The organism is Shewanella sp. SG41-4 (assembly GCF_014164505.1).
Lineage (GTDB): Bacteria > Pseudomonadota > Gammaproteobacteria > Enterobacterales > Shewanellaceae > Shewanella.
This window is the reverse complement of the sequence record NZ_JACJFI010000648.1, coordinates 1-1,135: the sequence shown is the minus strand read 5'-3', so window position 1 is coordinate 1,135 and position 1,135 is coordinate 1. Positions and strand designations below refer to the sequence as shown.

The following is a 1,135-nucleotide window of genomic DNA, read 5'->3' as shown; positions in this document are numbered from 1 at the left end:
CGATGAATTGATCGAAGATATGGATCAATAAACTACCGAATCACTTTTTCGATTGCAGTCTAACCAAGAATAGTTCTTAAACGATCTTGAACGACACTAACCAATAAATCAGGCTGGAACTTAGAGATAAACTCATTACAGCCGACTTTTTTCACCATAGCTTGATTAAAACTGCCACTTAAAGAAGTATTTAGAGTGATAAATAGTGCAGCCATTCGAGGATCATTACGCACTTCGAAAGTCAATTTATAGCCGTCCATTTCTAGCATTTCAGCATCGGTAATCATCATGAGTAATTCATCTGCAACATCAAGCCCTTTATCAGCCCATGATTGCAATAAGCGTAACGCTTGCAAACCATCTGATGCTTCAATAATTTCTACTCCTAGCTGGGTTAATGTATCTCTAACCTGCTTACGAGCTGTTGACGAATCATCAACAATTAATACCTTACGACCAACCATATTAGAAGAGAGCGCTTCATCTAACACACCATCAGACAGCTTCACATCGTAATCAATAATCTCCGCTAATACTTTCTCAACGTCAATAATAGACACCAATCGAGATTGTCCTTGTTCTTCAATTTTAGTGATCGCGGTTAAATAATTATGTCCACCTGATGTTTTGGGCGGAGGCATAATATCACTCCAGGTCATGTTAATAATATTCTCAACTTTACCCACTAAAAAGCCCTGTACGCTGCGGTTGTACTCGGTAATAATCAAGTTACTATCCTCTGTCACCGGCATAGCGGTAAAACCAATCGCTTCGCGTAAGTTAATCACCGGTATCGACATGCCTCTGATGTTCGCTACACCATAAATATTATGATTACTGCCGGGTAATATATTCAACGGAGGTAGCTTGACCACCTCTTTGACTTTAAAAACATTTATGGCAAATAACTGAGTTGAGTTAATACGAAACAACAACAATTCTAGACGATTCTCACCAACTAACTTAGTCCTTTGATCTACCGTATCAAGTACTTTTCTCATAACCGAATTCCACCTACAAACATATAAGCAACATCAAAAATGTATCATCATTAATAAGAGTAATTATACTTAAAAAATATCAATAAACAGTGTTAAACCTAGATTTATCACGCAAAAAATAAAAAATATCTGTA

The 1,135-nt window shown here is 36.8% G+C and carries 1 protein-coding gene; it reads right to left on the bottom strand.

Features of this window, described 5'->3' with window-relative positions; genetic code table 11:
- Window positions 1–59: 59 nt before the first annotated feature.
- Entirely contained in the window at window positions 60–1,001 is a 942-nt protein-coding gene (locus tag H5202_RS22975) for a chemotaxis protein CheV (protein WP_182774051.1), read from the bottom strand.
- Window positions 1,002–1,135: the final 134 nt, after the last annotated feature.